10 protein-coding genes are annotated in these 17,924 nt (G+C 67.8%); 8 read left to right on the forward strand and 2 right to left on the reverse strand.

The features are described 5' to 3' along the window. Positions 1-30: 30 nt before the first annotated feature. The 8 genes from bcsP to OKW43_RS01885 all read left to right on the forward strand — a co-directional run bounded on the left by bcsP (position 31) and on the right by OKW43_RS01885 (position 15,781). Positions 31-861, forward strand: coding sequence for a cellulose biosynthesis protein BcsP (gene bcsP / locus OKW43_RS01850; protein WP_429444826.1), 831 nt, complete (start codon positions 31-33; stop codon positions 859-861). After that, positions 861-1,649 (forward strand): cellulose biosynthesis protein BcsQ, encoded by a 789-nt coding sequence (gene bcsQ / locus OKW43_RS01855; RefSeq protein ID WP_429444828.1) that lies wholly within the window; start codon positions 861-863, stop codon positions 1,647-1,649. The genes bcsP and bcsQ overlap by 1 nt, the downstream gene beginning before the upstream one ends. Next, a complete protein-coding gene (bcsA, locus tag OKW43_RS01860) occupies positions 1,646-3,853 on the forward strand; it encodes a UDP-forming cellulose synthase catalytic subunit (protein ID WP_429444830.1) in 2,208 nt (735 codons plus the stop codon). The genes bcsQ and bcsA overlap by 4 nt, the downstream gene beginning before the upstream one ends. Positions 3,854-3,856: 3 nt before the next feature. After that, complete coding sequence (bcsB, locus tag OKW43_RS01865; RefSeq protein WP_187636147.1) at positions 3,857-6,400, forward strand: cellulose biosynthesis cyclic di-GMP-binding regulatory protein BcsB; 2,544 nt, start codon at positions 3,857-3,859, stop codon at positions 6,398-6,400. Positions 6,401-6,419: 19 nt separating this feature from the next. Beyond that, positions 6,420-7,607, forward strand: coding sequence for a cellulose synthase complex periplasmic endoglucanase BcsZ (bcsZ, locus tag OKW43_RS01870; RefSeq protein ID WP_429447301.1), 1,188 nt, complete (start codon positions 6,420-6,422; stop codon positions 7,605-7,607). Beyond that, positions 7,598-12,250, forward strand: a complete 4,653-nt coding sequence (locus OKW43_RS01875) for a cellulose synthase subunit BcsC-related outer membrane protein (RefSeq protein ID WP_429444832.1) — start codon at positions 7,598-7,600, stop codon at positions 12,248-12,250. The genes bcsZ and OKW43_RS01875 overlap by 10 nt, the downstream gene beginning before the upstream one ends. Before the next feature lie 346 nt (positions 12,251-12,596). Further along, positions 12,597-15,269, forward strand: coding sequence for a response regulator (locus OKW43_RS01880; protein ID WP_429444834.1), 2,673 nt, complete (start codon positions 12,597-12,599; stop codon positions 15,267-15,269). A gap of 245 nt (positions 15,270-15,514) precedes the next feature. Further along, the gene (locus OKW43_RS01885; protein WP_187636150.1) at positions 15,515-15,781 is read left to right on the forward strand and encodes a hypothetical protein; all 267 of its coding nucleotides are present in this window, start codon (positions 15,515-15,517) and stop codon (positions 15,779-15,781) included. A 43-nt stretch (positions 15,782-15,824) separates the two neighbouring features. Here the strand turns inward: OKW43_RS01885 and OKW43_RS01890 are convergent, their stop codons facing one another. After that, positions 15,825-17,198 carry an ATP-binding protein gene (locus OKW43_RS01890; protein ID WP_429444837.1) on the reverse strand — a complete coding sequence of 458 codons (1,374 nt, stop codon included), beginning with the start codon at positions 17,196-17,198 and terminating at the stop codon, positions 15,825-15,827. Further along, positions 17,195-17,908, reverse strand: a complete 714-nt coding sequence (locus tag OKW43_RS01895; protein WP_429444839.1) for a response regulator — start codon at positions 17,906-17,908, stop codon at positions 17,195-17,197. Before OKW43_RS01895 ends, OKW43_RS01890 begins: the two co-directional genes overlap by 4 nt. Between the last annotated feature and the right edge of the window lie 16 nt (positions 17,909-17,924).

The following is a 17,924-nucleotide window of genomic DNA, read 5'->3' on the forward strand; positions in this document are numbered from 1 at the left end:
AATACACGGTATGCAACAGACGACGGCATCATGAGTTCATCGAGCGACATCGAAAAACTATTCGAGCAATTCGGCGGCGACGCCAACGCGTACCAGGAGATCGGCCGCGAAAACGACGCGCGCAGCGCGCGCACTCGTTGGCCGCTGCTCGTGACGCTCGATCTGACACAACCGGCCATTCCGGCAATCGGCCAGCTTCGCGAAGCGACAGCACAGCCGCCGGTGAGCGTGGCGTCACGGCTCGGCGTCCAGCAGGACACGACACCGAAAGACATCGCATCGGTGACGCGCGCGAAGGCGCCGCTGTTCGCGCGCCCGCACCGGCGTGACATTCCACCGGTGCCGGTGGCTGCCGCCCAGCCGGCGACGCCGAGCGGCGCGTCGCGCTTCAGTACGGCCGATGCACTCGACGAGGCCGCCCCGCGCGCGGCGGCAGGCGTCGCGGCGTCGGGCATGGCTGCCGCGTCGGATGTTCGGGTTGCGCCGGTTGCGCCGGTTGCGCCGGTTGCCGCGGCGCCGCTGGCACCGGTGACCCCGCCTGCGGTGCCGCCCGCAAGCTTCCCGGCCGCGTTCCAGTTCCGCGCGCCGGCCCCATCGATGCAAGCGCTGCAGGCCACGCAACCCTATACGGCCCAGCCCGCGAAACCGGCCCAACTGCCGTCGATCCTCGGCAAGATGTTTGCCGTGCAGACTCCGATTGCGCCGCCGCAAGCGACCGCGACCGCGCCCGCGCCCCAGACCGCGTCGCTGAACTCGGTGTTCGATCGTCTGCGCGGCACGCCCGCCCAACGCACGCAGGCACCCGCCGGCGCCGTGCGCGACGGCTTCGCCTCGTGGCTCACCAACGGTCCGCGTCGCTGATGAAAGTCATTGCCGTGGTGTCCGCCAAAGGCGGGGTCGGCAAGACCACCCTCGCCGCCAATCTCGCCTCCGTGCTCGCCAGCAGCGGCCGGCGCGTAATCGCACTCGATCTCGATCCGCAGAACGCCCTGCGTCTGCACTTCGGCGTGCCGCTCGACAGCATCGACGGCCTGTCGCGCGCGACACTCTCTGGCAACCCGTGGCAAACAGTGATGTTCGACGGCCTCGACGGCGTGACCGTGCTGCCTTACGGTGCGCTGCTGGAGGACGACCGCCGCCGCTTCGAGGCACATGTCGACCAGCATCCGCAATGGCTCGCGCAGTCGCTGCAGCACCTGCGGCTCGACGCGTCCGACATCGTGATCGTCGATACGCCGCCCGGCTCGTCGGCCTACGTGCGAACCGCGCTGAGCGCGGCCACCTTCGCGCTGAACGTCGTGCTCGCCGACGCCGCGTCGTACGCGGCGATCCCGCAGATGGAGCGGCTGATCGAAACCTACGCCGCGCCGCGCGCGGACTTCGGCGGCGTCGGCTATGTGGTCAACCAGATCGACCAGTCGCGCCAACTGACCAAGGACGTGCTAAAGGTGCTGCGCCAGATGCTCGCCGGCAAGGTGTTCCCCGGCGTGATCCATCTCGACGAAGGCGTCAGCGAGGCGCTTGCCTGCGACGCCACGTTGATCCATTACGATCCACTGAGCCAGGCCGCCGCCGATTTCCGCGCATGCGGCGCATGGCTGATGGCGGCGCTCGACGCGATCGCCGCCCAGCCAAGGAACGTCGCATGAGCAGTCCAGCCTCCTCGCGCGAGCCCGAGGGCGGCGAGCCGTCGCGGTTCCAACGCTTCATCGACGCCAGCTTCTGGAACAGCCGCATCGTCACCGGCCTCGTCACGCTGATCGCGCTGTACATGCTGTATTTCGTGTTCTCGGTGCCGCTCCAGTTCTATCAACAGCTGAGCTTCGCGACCTTGTGCTTCGTGCTCGCGCTGCTGTTTCGCCGGCTGCCCGGCCGCTACGCGACGATGGTGATGATCATGCTGTCGATCGTCGCGTCGGGCCGCTACATGTACTGGCGCCTGACCGAAACGACGTACTGGGAGCATCCGCTCGACGCCGCCTGGGGTCTGCTGCTGGTGTCCGCCGAACTCTACTCGACGATCGTGCTGCTGCTCGGCTACTTCCAGACCGCGTGGCCGCTCAAGCGCAAGCCGCTGCCGCTGCCCGCCAATCGCGACGAATGGCCTAGCGTCGACGTGTTCATCCCGACCTACAACGAGCCGCTCGCCGTCGTGAAGCCGACCGTCTACGCGGCGCTCGCGCTCGACTACCCGGCCGACAAAATATCGATCCACGTGCTCGACGACGGCCGCCGCCCCGAGTTCAAGGCGTTCTGCAAAGAAGTCGGCGTGAACTGGACGATCCGCACGCACAATCGCCACGCGAAGGCCGGCAACATCAACGAGGCGCTGAAGATCACGAGCGGCGAGTACCTCGCAATCTTCGACTGCGATCACATTCCGACCCGCTCGTTCCTGCAGATCGGCCTCGGCTGGTTCCTGCGCGACAAGCTGCTGTCGATGCTGCAGACGCCGCACCACTTCTTCTCCGCCGACCCGTTCGAGCGCAACCTCGGCACCTTCCGCAAGGTGCCGAACGAAGGCGAGCTGTTCTACGGCCTCGTGCAGGACGGCAACGATCTGTGGAACGCGACGTTTTTCTGCGGCTCGTGCGCGCTGCTGCGCCGGAGCATGGTCGAAGAGATCGGCGGCATTGCGGTGGAGACCGTGACCGAGGACGCGCACACCGCGTTGAAGCTGCACCGCCTCGGCTATACCACCGCGTATCTGGCGATTCCGCAGGCCGCCGGCCTCGCGACCGAAAGCCTGTCGGGCCACATCGGCCAGCGCATTCGCTGGGCGCGCGGCATGACGCAGATTTTCCGCATCGACAATCCGCTCACCGGCAAGGGGCTGAAGATCGGCCAGCGCCTGTGCTATCTGAACGCGATGATGCATTTCTTCTACGGCGTGCCGCGTCTCGTGTTCCTGACCGCGCCGCTGTCGTATCTGTTCTTCGGCGCGCATGTGATCGAAGCGGCCGCCAGCATGATCGCGATTTACGCGCTGCCGCACATGATGCACGCAAGCATCACGAACTCTCGGATGCAGCGCCTGTTCCGCCATTCGTTCTGGGCCGAGGTCTATGAGTCGGTGCTCGCGTCGTACATCACCGCGCCGACGCTGCTCGCGATGATCAACCCGAAGCTCGGCAAGTTCAACGTGACGGCCAAGGGCGGCGTGATCGAGAAGAGTTACTTCGACTGGTCGATCTCGCGGCCGTATCTGTTCCTGCTGCTGCTGAACCTGCTCGGTTTCCTCGCGGGTCTCGTGCATATCTACATGAACTGGCACGTGCGCAGCATCGTCGAGACCACGCTGCTCAATCTCGCGTGGACCGGCTACAACATGCTGATCCTTGGCGCGAGCGTGGCTGCCGCGAGCGAGCGCCGTCAGATCCGCGCGGTGCCGCGCGTCGCGATGAAGATGCCCGTGATGCTGAAGTTCTCGACCGGCCGCACGCTCGCGTGCGAAACGATCGACTACTCGGAAGGCGGCGTCGGTGTCGCGCTGCCCAGCACCATCGAAGTGCCGATGCACGAGCGCGTGAGCGTGTCGCTGTTCCGCGGCGACGAGGAGTACGCGTTCCCCGCCACCGTCAGCTTTACCGAGCCGGGACGCGTGGGGCTGCGCTTTTCGTCGATGTCGCGCGAACAGGAGTACGAGTTCGTGAAGACCACCTTCGCGCGCGCGGACGCGTGGACCGGCTGGGCCGAGGGGCGCGAGCACGACACCCCGCTGCGCGGTCTGTCGCACGTACTGAAGGTCGGCGCGCGCGGCATCGCGGGTCTGTTCGAGCATCTGTACGACGACTTGCGCGGTTCGGCCAGGAGCCGTCCAGCGAACCTCAAGAAGCTGAAAACGAAAGACTGATCTATGGGCGACAGGATGGCGAAGGACAATATCGAACGCCCGGCTCACGGGCGCAACAGCACTGGACCCCAATCGCGCTGGTTTGCCCGCCACGGCTCGTGGCGCTCGCGGCGAATCATGCGCGGCGTCGCCTGCTGGCTCGCGCTGCAGACCGCGCTGGCGTCGTTCGCGCCGCTGGCCGGAGCAGCCACCCCGGCAGCCACCCCGGCGGCCACCGCCGGCGCGCCGCAAACCGCGCAAGTCGCGACCGGTGTCGGCAACGTGCCCGCGCCGAGCGCGGCGGTGCCGTTCGATCCGAACGCGATCTCCCAAGGCCCGCTCGCCACGCCGACGCCCGCGCTGGCGACCTCGTCGGTGAAGGCGCTCGGCATGCGCACGCCGACCACCGCCGAGCCTGGCACGCTGGTGCCGGGCCGCCGCCGTCAGATGCTGACGTTCGCCGACTTCGGCGCGCTCGATCCGCTGCAATTGCGCGGTGTCGACGGCCAGAACGGCATCGCGTTCTCGGTGCGCGGCGACGAGGTCGTGACCGGCGCGACGCTGCATCTGATCTACAGCTACTCGCCCGCACTGCTGGCGAATCTGTCGCAACTGAAGGTGCTGGTCAACGGCGAAGTCGCGGCGACGCTGCCGCTGCCGCACGAGCAGGCAGGCATGCTGGTCGCGCGCGACATCACGATCGATCCGCGCTTCATCACCGACTTCAACCACCTGAACCTGCAGCTGATCGGCCATTACACGACGGCCTGCGAAGACCCCGCGCACTCGTCGCTGTGGGCAACCATCAGCAATGCAAGTTCGCTCGACCTGACCTACTCTTCGCTCGCGACGAAGGCGGAGCTGGCCGCGCTGCCGCAGCCGTTCTTCGACCGCCGCGACGTGCGCCGGCTCGAACTGCCGTTCGTGTTCGCGCAGAAGCCGGGCAACGGCACGCTCGAAGCGGCCGGCATCGTCGCGTCGTGGTTCGGCTCGCTCGCCGGCTATCGCGGCGCGGTGTTTCCCGCCCAGTTCGACGACGCGCCGCTGTCGGGCAACGCGGTCGTGTTCGCGACGAGCGACCAGCACCCGGCCGGCGTGACGATTCCCGAGATCACCGGGCCGACCATCGCGGTGGTCGCGCGCGACGCGAACGCGCGCGGCAAGCTGCTGCTCGTGCTCGGCCGCAACGAGGCCGAGCTGAAGACCGCCGCGAAGTCGCTCGGTCTCGGCCATAGCGCGCTGTCCGGCGCGAGCGCGACGATCACGTCGCTGAACGAGATCACGCCGCGCGTGCCGTACGACGCGCCGAACTGGCTGCCGACCAACCGCGCCGTGCGCTTCGGCGAGCTCGCCGATCCGAAAGACCTGACCGTGTTCGGCTACGACGCCGACGCGGTGCGCATCAACATGCGGGTGCCGCCCGATCTGTTCATGTGGCACACGCTCGGCGCGCCGATCGATCTGCGCTACCGCTACACGGTGCGGCCGGCGCGCGATCGCTCGTCGCTGAACATCAGCGTGAACAACGGCTTCGTGCAGGCGCTGCCGATTCCGGCGCGGGTTGCGTCGGTGTTCGAGCTGAGCCGCTACTTCAACCTCATCATGCCCGACGGCACCGCCGACGCGCGCCGCAACATCCGCATCCCGCCGCTGCTGATGACGCCGCGCACGCAGCTGCGCCTGCACTTCTATTACGACATCCCGAACACCGGCGAATGCGCGGGCCGCCTGCCGCAGAACGTGGTCGGCGCGATCGATCCGAACTCGACGATCGACCTGTCGTCGTTCCCGCACTACATGGCGCTGCCCGATCTGGCCGCGTTCGCCAATAGCGGCTTCCCGTTCACGCGGATGGCGGACCTCTCCGAGACCGCCGTCGTGCTGCCGGACGACGCCAATGCGAGCGACTACAGCCTGTATCTACTGACGATGGGCCGCATGGGCGAATCGACCGGCTACCCGGTCGCGGGCGTCAGCGTCACTCATGCGGCGGACATCGATCGCTTCGCGGAGAAGGACCTGCTGATGTTCGGCGCGCCCGGCAAGCAGCCGCTGCTGCAGCGCTGGTCGAAGTCGATGCCGTTCTCCAGCGACGGCGCCGCGCACATGTTCCAGCTCACCGACCTCGTGTTCAAGCTGCAAGACTGGTGGCACGGCGAGCGCGGCGTCGAGCGCACGCCCGCGCGCGCCGATCTGACGATGGTCAGCTCGAACGGCGCGGCCCTGCTGACCGGCTTCGAGTCGCCGCTGCACATAGGCCGCAGCGCGGTTGCGCTGATCAGCGCGGCCGGCCCGTCGGACGCCGATCTGTCCGCCGCGCTGCTCGACGCCGACGTGCTGCCGAAGATTCAAGGCGCGATGGCCGTGATCCACGGCCGCGACGTCACCATCACGTCGAACGGCACCGCCTACTATGTCGGCCGCCTGTCGCCGCAGGAGTATCTGCGCTGGGCGCTGTCGTCGCATCCGCTGCTGCTGTTGCTCGGCGGCGTGCTCGCCGCGCTGATCCTCGCGGGCTTGTGCTACCGGACGCTGCGCGCGATCGCCGCGCGTCGACTGAAGGACTGATGGAACGGATATGACTCGTATGCGGTTTCGGATCAACAGAAGAACCTCTTTTGCGCTGGCGCTCGGTATCGGCATGGTGGCGTCGGCGAGTCTTGCGGGTTTGAGCGGCGCCGCTCAGGCCGCGCAGAACGGCCCCGCATGCGGCGACTGGAGCGCCTGGCGCAGTTTCGTCGAGCGCTTCGTGCAGGCCGACGGCCGCGTGATCGATGATTCGACGCCGGCCCAGCAGACCACCTCGGAAGGCCAGTCCTACGCGCTCTTTTTCGCCCTGGTCGCCAACGACCGCGCGAGCTTCGACAAGCTGCTCGGCTGGACCCGCGCGAATCTCGCGGGCAACCAGTTCGACGCGCAGAACGTGCGGCTGCCGGCATGGCAATGGGGCAGGAAGCCGGACGGTTCGTACGGCGTGCTCGATCCGAATTCGGCGTCGGATTCCGATCTGTGGATTGCCTACGATCTGCTGCAGGCCGGCCGCCTGTGGCGCAACCCCGCCTACACGCGGCTCGGTCAGGCGCTCGCCGAGCGCATCGCGCACGACGAAGTCGTCAGCCTGCCCGGCCTCGGGCCGACGCTGTTGCCGGGCGCGCAGGGTTTCAGGAACGGCAACGTCACGCGTCTGAATCCGAGCTATCTGCCGCTGCCGGTGCTGCGCGCGCTCGCGCACGAGGTGCCGGACGGCCCATGGGCCAAGCTCGCCGACAACGCCTTGCAGTTCGTCAAGACCGTCTCGCCGCATGGCTTCGCGCCCGACTGGGCGGCGTGGCAGAACGGCCAGTTCGTCGTCGATCCGAACAACGGCGACGTCGGCAGCTACGACGCGATCCGCGTCTATCTGTGGGCCGGCCTTGCGTCGCCCGCCGATCCGCTCGCGAAGCCGTGGCTCGGCGCGCTCGGCGGCATGCGCGCGAAGGTCGCGCAAAACGGCTTCCCGCCGGAGAAGGTGTCGTCAACCACTGGCGCGTCGAGCGGCGAAGGCCCGCTCAGCTACTGGGGCGCGCTCGCGCCATACTTCAAGGCGCTCGGCGACGAGCATGGCCTCGGCCTCGCGCGCACGCGGCTCGCCGCGCTCGACGCGAGCGTGCCGGGCCGCGAACCGGTTTACTACGATCGTGTGCTGGGTCTGTTCGGCTCGGGGTTCATCGATGGCCGCTACCGCTTCGATGAAGCCGGCCGTCTCGTGCCCGCCTGGAGGACTGCATGCGATTGAACGCGCTCGCCGTGTCGCTGCGCATCGCGCTGGCCGTCGGCGCGGTCTTCTGCGTGGCCGCGGCCGCGCCCGATGCGCTTGCCCAGGCGACCAAAGATCCGCTGAGCGTGCTGATCGACCAGGGCAAGTACTGGCAGTCGCATCAGCGTGGCGACCTCGCCGAGCAAGCCTGGCGGAAGGTGCTCAGCATCGATCCGAAGCAGCCCGACGCCCTCTTCGGCATGGGCATGGTGCTCGCCGATCGCAAGGACGGCGCGGGCGCGCAGCAGTACCTCGCGCGGTTGAAGGCGGCCGCGCCGAACTATCCGAATCTCGATGAGCTCGGCCGCCGCCTCGGCCAATCGAGTCCGCGCGACCAGACGATCAACGACGCGCGCCGGCTCGCGCAAGCCGGCCAGAGCGCGAGCGCTGTGCAGGAGTATCAGCGCGCGCTGACCGGCAAGCCCGCCACGCCCGAGTTGCAGCTCGAGTACTACCAGGCGCTATCAGCGACGCCGCAAGGCTGGGACGAAGCGCGCCGCGGCCTCGAACAGCTCGCGCACGACAATCCGAACGACCCGCGTTACGCGCTCGCGTCCGCGCAGCATCTGACCTATCGCGACGTGACGCGGCGCGACGGTATCGCGCGGCTGCAAAAGCTCGCGGGCGACAGTTCGGTCGGCGCGGCGGCGAAAAAGAGCTGGCGCCAGGCGCTGCTATGGCTCGACGCGCGGCCCTCCGACGCCGCGCTGTACGAGTCGTACTTCCAAACCGCCGGTGACGATGCCGCCGTGAAGGCGCGCTTCGAATCGATGGTGCAGCAAGACAGCGCGGCGCGCGCCCGCGCGCAGCAAAACGCCGCGGCCGACACGCGCGGCCGCGTGATCGCCGACGGCTTCGCCGCGCTCGACCGCGCCGACATCGTGACCGCGCGCGCGAAATTCTCATCGGTGCTCGCAAACAGTCCTAACGATACCGACGCGCTCGGCGGCATGGGCATCGCCGCGCTGAAGCAGGAGCATTTCGCCGAGGCGCGCACTTACCTCGACCGAGCCTCGCGCGGTTCCAATCCGGCACGCTGGAAAACCGCGCTCGACAGCGCGACCTACTGGACCTACACGAGCGATGCGATCGGCGCGCGCAGCAACGGCGAGTTCGCGAAGGCGAAGTCGCTGTTCGAGCGCGCGATCGCGCTGAATCCGTCCGACGTGACTGCGCAGGTGCTGCTCGGCGAAATGCTGCTCGCCAACGGCGACCCGGCCGGCGCCGAGCAGGCGTACCGGATGGCGCTGCGCCGCCAGGCCGACAACCCCGACGCGATTCGCGGGCTCGTCGGCGCGCTCGCCGCGCAGGGACGCGCCGACGAGGCGCTGCAGTTCGCCAATCAGCTGAACGCGGAGCAGCGGGCGAAGGTCGGCGGCATCGACCGTTTGCGCGGCGACGCGCAGGCGGCGCAGGCGCGCGCCGCCGAAGCGCGCGGTGATCTCGGCACCGCGCGCAGCCTGTTCGAGGACGCGCTGCTCAACAAGCCCGACGATCCGTGGCTGCGGCTCGACCTCGCGCGCATCTACGTGCGCCAGGGCGCGCTCGCGAACGCGCGCAGCATGATGGACGGCCTGCTCGCCTCGCACCCGGACATGACCGATGCGCTCTACGCGAGCGCGCTGCTGTCGGCGGAAACGCAGGACTGGTCGACCGGTCTCGCGCAGCTCGACCGCGTTGCGCCCGCGCAGCGCACCGACGCGATGACGGCGTTGCAGCATCGTCTGTGGGTGCATCAGCAGGCCGACCTCGCGACGCGCATGGCGAAGAACGGTCAGACGCAGCAGGCCATCGCGGCGTTGCGCGCCGCCGAACAAGTGGCCGGCAACAACCCCGAACTGATCGGCGTGATCGCCGGCGCGTACCAGCAGGCCGGCGACCCGACCCGCGCGCTCGGCCTCGTGCGCGGCGCGATGAGCGCGGCGCCCGGCAACCCCGATCTGCTGCTGCAATACGCGGGCATTCTGTCCGCGGCCAACCAGCAGGCCGAGCTCGGCACCGTGATGCGACAGTTGCAGGGCATGCAACTGACGCCGCAGCAGCGCGCCGACTTCAACGACCTGAATCTCGGCATCGTGATCCGACAGGCCGATGCGGTACGCCAGCGCGGCGATCTCGCGAGCGCCTACGACGTGATCGCCCCGTGGCTCGCCGCGATGCCCGACAACCCCGACCTGCAGGCCGCGCTCGGCCGTCTGTATGCGAGCGCGGGCGACGATCGCAGCGCGCTCACGAGCTACCGCGTCGCGCTGCAGCGCCGCCCCGACGATCGGAACCTGCTGCAGGCGGCGATCTCGGCCGCCGCCGGCGCGAAGCAGTACAGCTATGCCGAAACGCTCGCGACCCAGGCGCTCGCACTCGCGCCCAACGATCCGGGCGTGCTCGCCACCGTGGGCCGCATGTATCGCGCCGAGGGCAAGCTGTCGCTCGCGTCGACCTATCTACAACGCTCGCTGGTCGCGGCCAATACGCCGCTGGCAGCGAACGCGCCCCGCAACGCGGGCACCAACGTGCCGCGCGGCTGGGAAACGGCGATGAGCCAGATCGGCGCGACGCCGCTGCCGGGCACCAATCCCTTCGAAGGCAAAACGGCGATCGTCCGTTCGGGCGACGCCGACAATGCCGCGCGTCCCGCGCTTCCGTTCCTGAATACGCAGTCTTCCTCGACGACGCAGACCGTGCCGAACTATCCGCCGCCTCCTCAGCCCGCGCCGTATGTCGCGCCGTATGTTGCGCCTTCTAGCGCGCCTGCCGCGCAGCCCGCGCCCGTCGCCGCACCGTACGGAGCGCCCCGCTCCGCCGCCGGGCTCGGCGGCTACGGACAGGAATCCTATGGGTCGAGCCAGTCGGGCGCGACATTGCAGCCTTATCCGGGGCAAGGCCAGGCGCCAGTGCAGCCGATGCCTCAGCAGCAGTACAACGCGGGTTACGCGCAGCCGCAGCCGTACGGGCAGCAACCGGCATACGGGCAACCGGCGTACGGGCAGCCGGCGTACGAACAGCAGCCCTATGGCGCACAGGACGGCTATGCGGCGACGCCGTGGCCGATGTCGCCGGCCGCACGCGAAGCGCAGGCCAACGCCGCGTCGACGCCGTCGCTGCCGTACGGATCGACACGCGCGAGCACGAAAAAGAGCACTAAGAAAAACCCGGCCAAAACCAGCCAACCCGCGCCAGTCTACGGCCAGCAGCCGCCGCCCTATCCGCAGCAGCAGGGCTATGCGCAGCCGTATCAGCCGTACTCCCCGCAGCAGCCGTATCAACAGCAGCCCTACCCGAACCAGGGCTACTACGCGCAACAGCCGTACATTCCGCAGCCGCCGGCCGGCTACGCTCAGCCGTACTACCCACCCGGCAGCAACGCGCAACACAACCCGCAATCGAACGTCGCGAACGCGCAGACGCTCGGCGTCGCCGAAGAGCTTGCGCAGGTCAATCGCGAGCAGTCGAGCACCGTGTCGGGCGGCCTGATTTTTCGCAATCGCGTGGGCGAGGACGGCCTGTCGTCGCTGACCGACATCGAGGCGCCGATCCAGGGGCGCATCAAGGCGGGCAACGGTCACGTGGTCGTGACCGCGACCCCGGTCACGCTCGATGCAGGCACCGCTTCGAACAGCACGTCGACGCTCGCGCGCTTCGGCGCGGGGCTTTCGACCGCGTCGTCGGAATCGGCTGCGGTTGCCGGCAACAACAACTACGGTAGCCAGACCGCGAGTGGCGTGGGCCTGTCGGTCGGCTACGACAGCCGCAGCATCAGCGGCGATATCGGCGTGACGCCGATCGGCTTCCGCGAGACCAACATCGTCGGCGGCGCGCAATACAACGGTGGCATCACCGACAAGGTCTCGTACTCGATCGCGGTCGCCCGCCGCGCGGTGACGGACAGCCTGCTGTCCTATGCGGGCGCGCGCGATGCGGCCTCTGGCCTCGAATGGGGCGGCGTTACGTCGAACGGCGCGCTCGCCAGCCTCACGTGGGACGACGGCACGAGCGGCCTGTACGTGAACGCGTCGTATCAGCACTACATGGGCACCAACGTGCCGAGCAACAACGCGGTCAAGGGTGGCGGCGGCGTCTACACGCGTCTGCTGAAAGACGCCGACCAGATGCTGACGGTTGGCGTGAACACGACGATCATGGGCTACAACCGCAATCTGTCGTACTTCACGTACGGCCAAGGCGGCTACTTCAGTCCGCAACAGTACGTGATCCTGAATCTGCCGGTCGAATGGTCGGGCCGCGCGGGCCTCTTTACGTATGACGTGAAGGGTTCGATCGGCGTGCAGCACTATCGCGAGGATGCGTCGAACTACTTCCCGCTGAGCGACGGCTCGACGCGGCAAGGCGACGCGGCGGCCGCCGCGCAAACCCTCGGCAACGGTCTGATCGCGGTCTACCCGGGCCAGAGCAAGACCGGCGTGTCGTATTCGATCAGCGGGGTCGGCGAATATCAGCTCGCGCCGCAACTCGCGGTCGGGGCGACCGCATCGCTCGGCAACGCTTATCAATATCGCGAGTGGCTCGCGGCGGTCTACGTGCGCTACAGCTTCAACAAGCAGACCGGCTTGCAGCCGTTCCCGCCGGTGCCGGTGACGTCGCAGTATCTGTCGTTGTCCAACTGACGGATGCGCTCAATGGGTCAGCCCGAGGCTTGCGCTTCAGAAGCCGCAAGCCTCGGGCTTTCGCGTTCCTCACTTCGGAAATGCGGGCGCTTCTTCCGCTTTCGCCGCGCAGCAAACGCGCGTCGCGGTAAATGTTGCGCTTGCATTCAAGCACTTCGCAAACCGGTCCGTTTTCGGACAGGCTTATTGGCCAATCCCCGTCCCGAATAGCCCCTACGAGGGATCAACGAGACAACGTTGTGCCCTACAATAATTGCAGTTTCGCAAGGCCGCGCGACGCGCGCGAAGCCCTCGAAACCCGGTCAAGAGCCAACCACTTTCGACGTAATTTCAGGTGGAGCGCGGCATGCCCTTTCCGGCACAAGACTACGGCTGCGCCGGCTGGCGCGGCGAGATGGCGCGACGCATCAGCGAATTCGACTGGCGCGCGACCAGCCTCGGCCCGATTGAAAACTGGCAGCGCAGTCTGACCTCGACGGTCCAGTTGATGCTCGCCTCGCCGGTGCCGCTCGTGCTGTTGTGGGGCGAGCCCGGCTACATGATCTACAACGACGCGTATGCGGTTTTCGCGGGCGGCCGGCATCCGTATCTGCTCGGCCGTCCGGTCGAAGACGGCTGGCCCGAAGTCGCCGATTTCAACCATCAGGTCATGGTCACCTGCCTCGCGGGCGGCACGCTGTCGTATCGCGACAAGGCGCTGATGCTGCTGCGCGACGGCAAGCCGGAAGACGTGTGGATGGATCTGTACTACAGCCCGGTCGCGGGCGACAGCGGCGCGCCGGCCGGCGTGCTCGCGATGGTTGTCGAGACCACCGGGCGCGTGCTGACCGAGCGCCTGCGCCAGCAAGCCGAAGCCGAGCTGCACGAGACCAACCAACGCTTGCAGCTCGCGCTGAACACTGGCGCCGTGCTCGGCACCTGGGTGCTCGATCTGCGCACGGGCGAGGTCAGCGGCGACGAACGGTTCGCGCGCACCTTCCTGGTTGCGCGCGACAAAGCGTCGAAGGGCGTCGCGCGCGATGCCGCGACGCAGATGATCCATCCCGACGACCAGGCGCTCAACGACCGCCTGACTGCCGAAGCAATCCGCAGCGGCGAGCCGTATCGCGCGGAGTATCGAATCCGGCGGCCGGACGGCAGCTATATGTGGGTGCAGGCGAACGGCCGCTGCCAGTTCGACGAACACGGTGAGCCGACACGCTTTCCGTGCGTGCTGATCGATATTCACGAGCGCAAGATCGCCGAACAGCAACTTCTTCAGCTAACCGAAACACTTGAACAGCGCGTCGCCGATTCGATCGCGGCGCGTGCGCTCGCGGAGGAACAACTGCGCCAGGCGCAGAAGATGGAAGCGATCGGCAGCCTGACGGGCGGCGTCGCGCACGACTTCAACAACGTGCTGCAGGTGATCAACGGCAATCTGCAGATGCTCGCCGCCGACGCCGACGCCGACCCGGTCACGCGGCGGCGTCTATCCGCCGCGACCGATGCGGTCAAACGCGGCGCGAAGCTCGCCGCTCATCTGCTCGCGTTCGCGCGGCGTCAGCCGCTGTCGCCGACCGTGCTGAATCCGCGCCGCCTGCTGACCGGCATGAGCGAGATGCTGCACCGCGCGCTCGGCGAAACGGTGCGGATCGACACGGTGCTCAGCGACGACTTGTGGAACGTGCAGGTCGACCGCAATCAGCTCGAAAACGCGCTGCTCAATCTCGCGATCAATGCGCGCGACGCGATGCGCGCCGACGGCGTGCTCACCGTGCGCGCGACCAACCGCCTGCTCGACGCCGCTTTCTGCCGGGACAAGCCGGAGCTGTCACCGGGCGCATACGTGGAGTTTTCGGTTACCGACACCGGTTCGGGCATGCCGCCCGACGTGCTGCAACGCGTGTTCGAGCCGTTCTTCACGACCAAGCCCGACGGCCACGGCACCGGCCTTGGCCTCTCCATGGTGTTCGGCTTCGCGCGGCAAAGCGGCGGGCATGTGTCGATAGAAAGCGAAGTGGGACACGGCACCGCGGTGTCGCTGTTCTTTCCGCGCTGCTGCGAGGCGGAGACGCCGGAGACCGTCGACGGCACCGCGGCGTCGGTGGGCGGCGGCGAGACGATACTCGTCGTCGAGGACGATGCCGACGTGCGGTTGACCGCGGTCGAAATGCTCGCGCAGCTCGGCTACAAGGTGCTGACCGCGTCGAACGGCGACGCGGCGATCGAGTTCATCGACAGCGACGTACCGATCGATCTGCTGTTCACCGACGTCGTGATGCCCGGCAAGCTGAAGAGCGTCGAACTCGCGCAACGCGCGGCCGCGCGCACGCCGCCGCTGCCTACGCTGTTCACATCGGGCTATACACGCGACGAAATCGTCCACCACGGCAAGCTCGACACGGGTATCACACTACTGTCGAAGCCCTACCGGCGCGACGAGCTTGCCCGTATGGTGCGCAACGTTCTGCGCGCGGGCGCCGCGCGCGCGGACCATGCGGCCGGGATGCGCGAAGCGGGTATCGCCGCGTGCGTGCCGCCCGCCGCGTACGACAGCGCGAACCCGCATGGCGCTACGAACCCGAAGGCGCCGCGGCAAGCGTTGAGAAAAGAGCCGAAGAACAAGCCGCAAAAGCAGAGCCAGCCGCGCGTGGCCCGCGCAGCCGCGCGCGTGCTGTTCGTCGAGGACGACACCGAATCGCGCGAGGCGCTCGGCGAACTGCTCGGCGCGCTAGGCCTCGCGTGCACCGCCGTCGCGAGCGCGGAAACAGCGCTGCCGCTCGCGAACACCGAACACTACGACGTGCTGTTGACGGACCTCACGCTGCCCGGCATGTCTGGCGACGAACTCGCCCGCGCGGTACGGCGCGTCCAGCCGGAAATACGCGTGCTGCTGGTGTCGGGCTACGGTCGCAGCGCGGAGATCGGGGCGCCGATTCCGGGTGCGCGGCTACTCGGCAAGCCACTCGATATCGCCCAGCTACGACTCGAGCTCGCGCAATGGCTCGACCATACGGAGGCGGCGGCGTCGTCGTAACCCCGAGCGCGTATCGCCTGAGCGCTGGCATGCTTGCTTCGGCGGCGTCTTGCGCGAACTCGGCGCCCCCGGCGGAGCCAAAAGCCGAGGCCCGAAATCGCGACCTGGAATGGCTTATATTGTTGGTAAGGATGAGTACCCGCAACGGCGCGGCTCGATCCGCATGAGCCGCGCGCGGGTATGATGCCGGGCGCGGCGCCCACCGCGACCGCTTCCGGTGCCGCATTTTTGCCACGAGAACCATCATGCCTGCCCAACACGACGAAGTCCCCGGCGCTCACGACACGAAGCACAAGGCGAAGCGCAAAACGCTGTCGCTGTCCGTGCGCAATCTGCTGATGGTCGCCATTGGCGTGGCGATGTTCTCGATCGTGGCGGGCGTCGTTCTGTACAACCCGATCATGTACGGCGACGAGATCCCGAACTTCGGCATCATCCTGATGCTGACGGTGCCGGTGATCGCTGGCGTCGCGTTTCGCGTCGGGCTCGACGCGTGGCTCGATCGGGAGTGAGCGGCAACACGCCACGCCGCCGCGCCGCCACGCCGTTTTGCGCTTATGCCGCCTTGACCGGCAAGACGACCCACACTTCGAGGCCGCCGCCGTCGCGCGCATGAAACTGCAGGCCGCCGCCGTGCAGCCGCGCGATCCGCTCGACGATCGACAGCCCCAGCCCCGTGCCGCCCCCGTGCGCACGCGCATTGCTGCCGCGCTGGAACGGCGCCTTCAGCTTTTCCAACTCCTGCGCGGTCAAAGCTTTGCCGCGATCGCCGACCGCGACCGTGACCGCGTCTTGCGTCGCCCACGTGCGCACCGCAAGCCCGCTGCCGCCATAGACGATCGCGTTCTGCATCAGGTTCATCAGGAGCCGCATCATGCTGATCGGCCGATATCGAACGGCCGGCAAGCTGCCCAGCGACAGTTCGAACTCATGCCCGAGCCCCGCGAAGTCGCCGGCGAGCCGTTCGATCAGCGCGTTCAGATCACCGGGCTGGGCTTCCTCGCGCTCGCCGCTGCCCGCGTAATCCATGAACTGCTGCAGGATCGTCTCGATCTGATCCAGATACGATTCGGCGGCGATCACGAAGCTGCTGTCGGCCCCCTGCGGCATCGCCATGGCCATCGACAGGCGCAGCTTCGTCAACGGCGTGCGGATGTCGTGCGAGATGCCCGCGAGCATCAGCGCGCGCGTCGATTCGGCGTCCTGTAACGCACGCGTCATCTGATTGAAAGCACTGCCCACGGCGGCGATTTCGGCGGGGCCGTCGGTCGGCAATGGCGAGGGCAAGTCGCCGGCGCTGACGCGGCGGGCAGCTTGCGTGAGCTCGTGCAACGGTTCGTTCAGATGCAGCTGGATCGCGTAGCCGGCGAGCGCGGCGAGCACGCCGAGACCCAACGATAGAAAGATCGCCGCTTCGAGACCGCTGCCCTGCGCGTCCTCGGGCATCGGCAGCGCGATCCAGTATGGCGCGCTCGCTGCGGTACCCGCGGTGTTGCCGGAGCCGGCAGCCGGCGCATGCATGCGAATCCACAGCCGCTGCGCACCCTCGGTCTGCCACCGCACGGGCATATCGGCAGGCAGGTGCTTCTGCAGGCTGTCGAGAAAGACGCCGCGCTGATAGGTGCGATACGCGCGCCACACATCGTACGTCGGCGTGTCGGTCGCTTCGGGCGGCAACTGCTCGCGCGCGTCGAGACGCGCGCTCAGCGCCGTGCGCGAGGCGGGCGGCGTCGCCGCCAGCAGGTTGTCGAGCGTGATCACGTAGGTCGCGAACACGGCCGCCGCGCGCTCGACGCGCGGCCGCTGCACGTAATGCAGCAGCACGACGATCGAGCAGATCTGGCTCAGCATCACGAGCGCGATCAACAGCGCGATGTTGCGCGCGAGCAGCGTGCGCGGCAGCAGCGTGCGCGACAGCGAGCGCATCATGATTCGACGTCGGCGACGAGCATATAGCCGACACCCCAGACGGTACGAATGAAACGCGGCTTCGACGGATCGTCCTCGACGATCTGCCTCAAGCGCAGCACCTGCACGTCGATGCTGCGATCGAGCGCTTCATGGTCGCGCCCTCGCGCTCGCGCGATCAGGTTGTCGCGGCTTACCGCGCGATTCGGCGACGACGCGAGCGCAACCAGCAACAGCATCTGCGCGGAATGAATCTCGAGCGGCTCGCCCGCGCGTGATAGCTGCTGCTTGCCGACATCGAGCGTGAAATTGCCGAAACGCACGCGCTGCGAAGTCACCGTGACATCGCCCGCGGCCATCTTCTGGCGGCGCAGCAGCGCGTTGATTCGCGCAACCAGCTCGCGCGGCAGGAACGGCTTCGCGAGATAGTCGTCGGCGCCGGTTTCGAGGCCCGTCACGCGATCGAGCGGATCACCCTTCGCGGTCAGCATCAGGATCGGCAAGGTCTGCCCTTGCGCGCGCAGCTTCGCGCAGATCTCGAGGCCGTCCTCCTCGCCGATCATCAGATCGAGTATCAGCAGATCGAACGGCTCGCGCTCCAGATAGCGATTCAGACGCTTGCCGTCCTCGGCCGCGCGCACGTCGAAGCCGTGACCGCGCAGAAAGCGCAGCAGCATGTTGCGCAACTCGGCTTCGTCGTCGAGCACGATGATCCTGGCGGGGCGTTCCATCTGAAAGCTCCTCGAT

The organism is Paraburkholderia sp. WC7.3g (assembly GCF_050436345.1).
GTDB lineage: Bacteria > Pseudomonadota > Gammaproteobacteria > Burkholderiales > Burkholderiaceae > Paraburkholderia > Paraburkholderia podalyriae.

Excerpts from the sequence above, each read along its gene's own strand:
- bcsP (WP_429444826.1), top strand. The coding sequence starts at position 31 with ATGAGTTCATCGAGCGACATCGAAAAACTATTCGAGCAATTCGGCGGC.
- bcsQ (WP_429444828.1), top strand. The coding sequence starts at position 861 with ATGAAAGTCATTGCCGTGGTGTCCGCCAAAGGCGGGGTCGGCAAGACC.
- bcsA (WP_429444830.1), top strand. The coding sequence starts at position 1,646 with ATGAGCAGTCCAGCCTCCTCGCGCGAGCCCGAGGGCGGCGAGCCGTCG.
- bcsB (WP_187636147.1), top strand. The coding sequence starts at position 3,857 with ATGGGCGACAGGATGGCGAAGGACAATATCGAACGCCCGGCTCACGGG.
- bcsZ (WP_429447301.1), top strand. The coding sequence starts at position 6,420 with ATGCGGTTTCGGATCAACAGAAGAACCTCTTTTGCGCTGGCGCTCGGT.
- OKW43_RS01875 (WP_429444832.1), top strand. The coding sequence starts at position 7,598 with ATGCGATTGAACGCGCTCGCCGTGTCGCTGCGCATCGCGCTGGCCGTC.
- OKW43_RS01880 (WP_429444834.1), top strand. The coding sequence starts at position 12,597 with ATGCCCTTTCCGGCACAAGACTACGGCTGCGCCGGCTGGCGCGGCGAG.
- OKW43_RS01885 (WP_187636150.1), top strand. The coding sequence starts at position 15,515 with ATGCCTGCCCAACACGACGAAGTCCCCGGCGCTCACGACACGAAGCAC.
- OKW43_RS01890 (WP_429444837.1), bottom strand. The coding sequence starts at position 17,198 with ATGATGCGCTCGCTGTCGCGCACGCTGCTGCCGCGCACGCTGCTCGCG.
- OKW43_RS01895 (WP_429444839.1), bottom strand. The coding sequence starts at position 17,908 with ATGGAACGCCCCGCCAGGATCATCGTGCTCGACGACGAAGCCGAGTTG.